Source organism: Streptococcus pseudopneumoniae (assembly GCF_038148935.1).
GTDB classification, from domain to species: domain Bacteria; phylum Bacillota; class Bacilli; order Lactobacillales; family Streptococcaceae; genus Streptococcus; species Streptococcus pseudopneumoniae_U.
This window is the reverse complement of record NZ_JBBJZX010000102.1, coordinates 1-6,646: the sequence shown is the minus strand read 5'-3', so window position 1 is coordinate 6,646 and position 6,646 is coordinate 1. Positions and strand designations below refer to the sequence as shown.

Below are 6,646 nucleotides of genomic sequence, written 5' to 3'. Positions count from 1 at the left end.
ATGGACAAATTATTTAAACTAAAAGAGAACGGTACAGACGTTCGTACAGAGGTTCTCGCTGGTTTAACAACTTTCTTTGCAATGAGCTATATTCTCTTTGTAAACCCACAAATTCTTTCGCAAACAGGAATGCCTGCTCAGGGTGTCTTCCTTGCAACGATTATCGGTGCAGTTGCTGGTACCCTGATGATGGCCTTCTATGCTAACTTGCCATATGCTCAAGCGCCAGGTATGGGACTCAATGCCTTCTTTACATTTACAGTCGTATTTGGACTTGGTTATTCTTGGCAAGAAGCCTTGGCTATGGTCTTCATCTGTGGAATTATCTCATTGATTATTACCTTGACAAATGTTCGTAAAATGATCATTGAATCGATTCCAAATGCCCTTCGCTCAGCAATTTCAGCTGGTATCGGTGTCTTTCTTGCCTACGTGGGAATTAAGAATGCTGGACTTTTGAAATTCTCTATTGATCCAGGGAACTACACGGTTGCAGGAGAAGGGGCTGATAAGGCTCAAGCAGCGATTACAGCAAATGCTTCAGCAGTTCCAGGATTGGTCAGCTTTAATAATCCAGCTGTTTTGGTGGCTCTTGCAGGACTTGCCATTACGATCTTCTTTGTCATTAAAGGAATTAAAGGGGGAATTATCCTCTCTATCTTGACAACAACTGTTCTTGCTATCGCAGTTGGTTTGGTAGATTTGTCTAGTATCGATTTTGCTAATAATCATGTTGGTGCAGCCTTTGAAGACTTGAAGACAGTCTTTGGTGCAGCTCTTGGTTCAGAAGGTTTGGGAGCTTTGATTTCAGATACAGCTCGCTTGCCTGAAACTCTGATGGCCATTCTTGCCTTCTCATTGACAGATATTTTTGATACGATTGGTACCTTGATCGGTACAGGTGAGAAAGTTGGTATCGTAGCGACAAATGGTGAAAATCACCAATCAGCTAAGTTGGATAAGGCTCTTTACTCTGACTTGATTGGTACTTCAATTGGTGCCATCGCTGGTACTTCGAACGTAACGACTTATGTTGAGTCTGCTGCTGGTATCGGTGCAGGTGGACGTACTGGTTTGACAGCCTTGGTCGTGGCAATCTGTTTTGCAATTTCAAGCTTCTTTAGCCCACTTCTAGCGATTGTACCAACAGCCGCTACAGCTCCAATCTTGATTATCGTTGGGATTATGATGTTGGCTAGCTTGAAAAATATCCATTGGGATGATATGTCTGAAGCGGTTCCTGCCTTCTTCACATCTATCTTTATGGGATTCAGCTACTCTATCACTCAAGGGATTGCAGTTGGTTTCTTGACTTACACTTTGACTAAGCTTGTCAAAGGTCAAGCTAAAGATGTTCATGTCATGATTTGGATTTTGGATGCCTTGTTTATCCTGAACTACATCAGCATGGCCCTATAAATGCTATAATATAAAAAGGGGTTCTCCCCTTTTTATATTATAGTTACTTGAAAATTGCTTCAAACTAGGTAGGTGATTTTGATTGAATGGTAGGAGTATGATTGATGATAAAAAAGAATATTTGGGGTGAAGTATTAAACCGGGGGAAGTGGTTAATAATCTTTCTAGTAGGGCTTTTGTTTTCTCAGTTTCCTTTAGCCCTAGCAACTTTTCTAACTAGCAGAAAATTTCCACTGCTTCAAACGGGACTATTAGTAGGGGCCTTATCTCTTGTGGTTTTAACTGTATTTATAATAGGTGCTAGGAAAACACAGTTGGCTAGTTTTGGTTTATCGTTTTTCAAGGCTAAGGATTTGGCTAGATTGGCCTTAAGCTATCTAGTGATTCTTGCCTTTAATATTCTTGGTGTGGTCTTACTGCACTTGATGAATGAAACAACAACCAGCAATCAATCAAATATTAATGATTTGCTCCAGAATAGTTCCTTAATTTCCAGTTTTTTCTTACTGGTTCTAATAGCTCCTATTTGTGAGGAGATTTTATGTCGAGGTATAATTCCTAAAAAGATTTTTAGAGGAAATGAAAATTTGGGATACATAATAGGTGCAATTGTATTTGCTTTGCTGCATCTACCAACAAATCTGCCTTCTCTTTTAATCTATGGTGGCATGTCATCGGTTTTAACGTGGACTGTCTATAAAACCCAACGTTTAGAAATGTCTATCTTACTTCATATGATTGTTAACGGAGTAGTCTTTTGTTTGTTTGCACTTGTGATTATTGTTAGTAGAACCTTTGGTGTGCCTATTTAAGGTTCTCTACTTTAAAAGTTAAGGGCAATATTTTAAAAATGGGAGAAATGGTTCTGCTAAATGGAAGCAATTTTTCTTGAGGGAGAAATTGCCTCCTTCAACTGTTAAAAAGATGAATTCAATCGTGTCCATCTTTTTCTTTTTATGGTAAAATAGAGAAATAATATGGTGAAAAGCCTTGAGGGAGTGACCGATATGTCAAGTACAGCCAATCATGCAAAGACAGCTATTTGCGGAATTATCAATGTAACCCCAGACTCCTTTTCGGATGGTGGTCAATTTTTTGCGCTTGAGCAGGCGCTCCAGCAGGCTCGTAAATTGATAGCAGAAGGAGCCAGCATGCTAGATATCGGTGGAGAATCGACTCGGCCGGGCAGTAGCTGTAGCTATGTTGAGATAGAAGAGGAAATCCGGCGTGTTGTTCCAGTGATTAAAGCGATTCGCAAGGAAAGTGATGTCCTCATCTCTATTGATACTTGGAAAAGTCAGGTGGCAGAGGCTGCTTTGGCTGCTGGTGCCAATCTAGTCAATGATATCACTGGTCTTATGGGTGATGAGAAAATGGCCCATGTGGTTGCTAAGGCTGGTGCGAAAGTAGTCATTATGTTTAATCCAGTCATGGCGCGACCTCAGCATCCTAGCTCGCTCATATTTCCTCATTTTGGTTTTGGACAAGCTTTTACAGTGGAAGAGTTAGCTGACTTTGAAACATTGCCAATCGAAGAGTTAATGGAGGCTTTCTTTGACAGAGCCTTAGCGAGAGCGGACGAAGCGGGTATTGCACCAGAAAATATCCTGCTGGATCTAGGAATTGGCTTTGGTCTGACCAAGAAAGAAAATTTGCTTCTTTTACGGGATCTGGATAAACTACATCAGAAGGGGTATCAAATCTTTCTTGGAGTTTCGCGTAAGCGATTTGTCATCAATATCCTTGAAGAAAGTGGTTTTGAAGTCAATCCTGAGACAGAACTTGGTTTTCGCAATCGGGACACGGCTTCTGCTCATGTAACTAGTATCGCTGCTAGACAGGGTGTGGAAGTGGTGCGCGTGCATGACGTAGCCAGTCACAAGATGGCAGTTGAAATTGCTTCCGCTATTCGTCTAGCTGAAGATGCAGAAAACCTAAATTTAAAACAATATAAATAAGATGAAAGAAATTGAAAACAATCAGTGGATTGCCAACTACCGGACGGACCAACCACATTTTGGCTTGGAACGCATGGTGGAACTCCTAGCCTTGCGTGGCAATCCCCATCTCAAACTCAAGGTCATCCATATCGGAGGGACCAATGGCAAGGGTTCGACTATTGCTTTTTTGAAAAATATGCTGGAAAAGCTAGGCCTGAGAGTAGGTGTGTTCAGCTCGCCCTATCTCATTCATTATACAGACCAGATTAGCATCAATGGGGCATCTATCCCAGAGGCTAGACTAGAAGCCTTTATGTCAGATTATCAATCTTTGATTGAGGGGGGATCGGTTGCAAAATTACAGGGAACAACCGAGTTTGAGATAATCACAGCTATAGCCTATGATTACTTTGCCGCAGAGCAAGTAGATGTGGCCATCATGGAAGTCGGCATGGGTGGGCTTTTAGATAGTACCAATGTCTGTCAGCCTATTTTGACAGGCATCACGACTATTGGACTGGATCATGTAGCCCTACTTGGTGATACCTTGGAAGTTATAGCAGAGCAGAAAGCTGGTATTATCAAACAAGGTATTTCCTTGGTGACAGGTCGCATTGCTCCAGAAGCGCTAGCTGTGATTGACTCTATTGCAGAAGCTAAAAATGCGCTGAGACTTGCCTACGGGACAGATTATCAGGTTCGTCATCAAGAAAGTGTGGTGACAGGGGAAGTCTTTGACTATACCAGTTCTGTCAGACAAGGTCGCTTCCAGACTGGCCTGCTTGGTTTGCACCAGATAGAGAATGCTGGGATGGCCATAGCTTTACTTGATACTTTTTGTCAAGAAGATGGGCGAGAACTAGCAAGCAATGACCTGCTTGCTCAAGCTTTGGAAGAAACAAGTTGGCCGGGACGTTTGGAAATCGTGTCAAGAGATCCCTTGATGATTTTGGATGGAGCCCACAATCCCCATGCTATCAAGGCTTTATTAGCAACCTTGCAAGAACGCTTTGCGGATTATCATAAGGAAATCCTCTTTACTTGTATCAAAACCAAGGCCTTGGAGGATATGTTGGATTTGTTGGAGCAAATCCCAGATACCGAGCTTACTCTGACACATTTTGACGATAGTCGGGCGACTGATGAAAGTGTGCTGGAAGAGGCAGCTAAGTCTAGAAATCTCAGCTACAGAGATTGGCAGGATTTTCTAGAGAAAAAATTAACAGATAAAAAAGAAGAGAAAAAAACAGTTAGGATTGTCACAGGTTCCTTGTATTTCTTGAGCCAAGTGAGAGCCTATCTGATGGAGAGGAAGAATGAGAATGGATACACAAAAGATTGAAGCAGCTGTGAAAATGATTATCGAGGCTGTCGGAGAGGACGCTAACCGCGAAGGCTTGCAGGAAACACCTGCTCGTGTAGCCCGTATGTACCAAGAGATTTTTTCAGGTCTTGGTCAAACAGCGGAGGAACATTTGTCAAAATCCTTTGAGATTATTGATGACAACATGGTAGTAGAAAAGGATATCTTTTTCCACACCATGTGTGAACACCACTTCTTGCCATTTTATGGGAAAGCGCATATTGCCTACATTCCAGATGGTCGTGTGGCAGGTTTGTCTAAGCTAGCCCGTACGGTTGAAGTTTATTCTAAAAAACCACAAATTCAAGAACGTTTGAATATCGAAGTGGCCGATGCCTTGATGGACTATCTAGGAGCTAAGGGAGCCTTTGTTGTCATTGAGGCAGAACATATGTGTATGAGTATGCGTGGTGTCAGAAAACCAGGCACTGCAACCTTGACGACAGTAGCTCGTGGTCTATTTGAAACAGATAAGGACCTTAGAGATCAGGCTTATCGTTTAATGGGACTATAATACTCTTCGAAAATCAAATTCAAACCACGTCAGCTTCTATCTGCAACCTCAAAACAGTGTTTTGAGCAGCCTGCGGCTAGCTTCTTAGTTTGCACTTTGATTTTCATTGAGTATAAAAAGAATCCGCTTTGGGCGGATTTTTCTAGAAAGGAATCATTATGGATCAACTGCAGATTAAGGATTTGGAAATTTTTGCCTATCATGGTCTTTTTCCTAGTGAGAAGGAATTGGGGCAGAAGTTTGTCGTTTCAGCCATCCTATCCTATGATATGACCAAGGCGGCTACAGACTTGGATTTGACAGCCTCTGTCCATTATGGAGAACTGTGTCAGCAGTGGACGGCTTGGTTTCAGGAAACAACTGAGGACTTGATTGAAACGGTAGCCTACAAACTGGTAGAACGTACTTTTGAGGTCTATCCTCTTGTCCAAGAAATAAAGCTAGAACTCAAAAAACCTTGGGCACCGGTTCATTTGCCATTAGACACTTGCTCAGTGACTATTCATCGCCGCAAGCAACGGGCCTTTATCGCCCTAGGAAGCAATATGGGAGACAAACAAGCGAATTTGGAGCAAGCCATTGAGAACATGCGAAATCGAGGTATCCATATTCTCAAAGAGTCCAGTGTATTGACGACGGAGCCTTGGGGTGGTGTTGAGCAGGATATCTTTGCTAATCAAGTGGTTGAAGTAGAAACCTGGTTGCCTGCCCCAGTGCTATTAGAAACCTTGTTAACCATTGAAGCAGAGATGGGACGGGTGAGAGAAGTGCATTGGGGACCTCGTTTGATTGATTTGGACTTGCTCTTTGTGGAGGACCAGATTCTTTATACAGACGACCTCATCTTGCCTCATCCTTACATAGCGGAACGCTTTTTTGTTCTTGAGTCTCTACAAGAAATTGCGCCTCATTTTATCCATCCGATATTAAAGCAACCTATTCGCAACTTGTATAATGCTTTGAAACAATAGAAAAAACTCTAGTTTTCAGTCACTTACAACTGAAGGCTAGAGTTTTTAAAATAGGTCATTTTCTTCTGGGAGGAGGATAGTCTCTCTACCATCCATATCTAAAACCAGAACTCTCGGGGGATAAAGAGGGTCGAAAGGGTGGTTAAAATCAAAATCAATGGCTGTAGGGAGGTGTTGACTTGAGAAGTGGAAGGTAATTTTTCCTTGGTTATTGAGCAATTGAAACTCAAGTTCTTCTTCCAATTCAAAGACATTTTTTAAGAAGTGGTCAATAATATACCAAAAAGAGTCAATGACATCATCAGGCAAGCTGGTAACAATGCCAAAACTAGCCGACCGCATCTGGGTATTGGTAAAAGCCATATTTCTGCCCCCTTTCTTTTCCCTTATCATACAGCAAATAGGATTAAAAATCAAGAAAAGGTGATTTTTTGAAAAG

At 41.9% G+C, this 6,646-nt stretch carries 7 protein-coding genes; 6 read left to right on the top strand and 1 reads right to left on the bottom strand.

Annotation, left to right across the window (positions count from 1 at the left end; all coding sequences use genetic code 11):
• From WKI42_RS09155 to folB, 6 genes are all read left to right on the top strand, one after another.
• Positions 1-1,419, top strand: a complete 1,419-nt coding sequence (locus WKI42_RS09155) for an NCS2 family permease (protein WP_000359256.1) — start codon at positions 1-3, stop codon at positions 1,417-1,419.
• Between the two features lie 104 nt (positions 1,420-1,523).
• Positions 1,524-2,231, top strand: a complete 708-nt coding sequence (locus WKI42_RS09150; RefSeq protein WP_368081761.1) for a lysostaphin resistance A-like protein — start codon at positions 1,524-1,526, stop codon at positions 2,229-2,231.
• A 165-nt stretch (positions 2,232-2,396) separates the two neighbouring features.
• A complete protein-coding gene (folP, locus tag WKI42_RS09145) occupies positions 2,397-3,377 on the top strand; it encodes a dihydropteroate synthase (RefSeq protein ID WP_368081760.1) in 981 nt (326 codons plus the stop codon).
• 1 nt (position 3,378) lies between these two features.
• A complete protein-coding gene (locus WKI42_RS09140; RefSeq protein ID WP_368081759.1) occupies positions 3,379-4,701 on the top strand; it encodes a folylpolyglutamate synthase/dihydrofolate synthase family protein in 1,323 nt (440 codons plus the stop codon).
• Positions 4,682-5,236, top strand: coding sequence for a GTP cyclohydrolase I FolE (gene folE / locus WKI42_RS09135; protein WP_000380912.1), 555 nt, complete (start codon positions 4,682-4,684; stop codon positions 5,234-5,236). Before WKI42_RS09140 ends, folE begins: the two co-directional genes overlap by 20 nt.
• Before the next feature lie 158 nt (positions 5,237-5,394).
• Positions 5,395-6,207, top strand: a complete 813-nt coding sequence (folB, locus tag WKI42_RS09130; RefSeq protein ID WP_112444655.1) for a dihydroneopterin aldolase — start codon at positions 5,395-5,397, stop codon at positions 6,205-6,207.
• Positions 6,208-6,252: 45 nt separating this feature from the next.
• On the opposite strand, the gene WKI42_RS09125 is transcribed toward folB, so the two are convergent.
• Positions 6,253-6,570, bottom strand: coding sequence for a DUF960 domain-containing protein (locus tag WKI42_RS09125; RefSeq protein WP_000886037.1), 318 nt, complete (start codon positions 6,568-6,570; stop codon positions 6,253-6,255).
• Between the last annotated feature and the right edge of the window lie 76 nt (positions 6,571-6,646).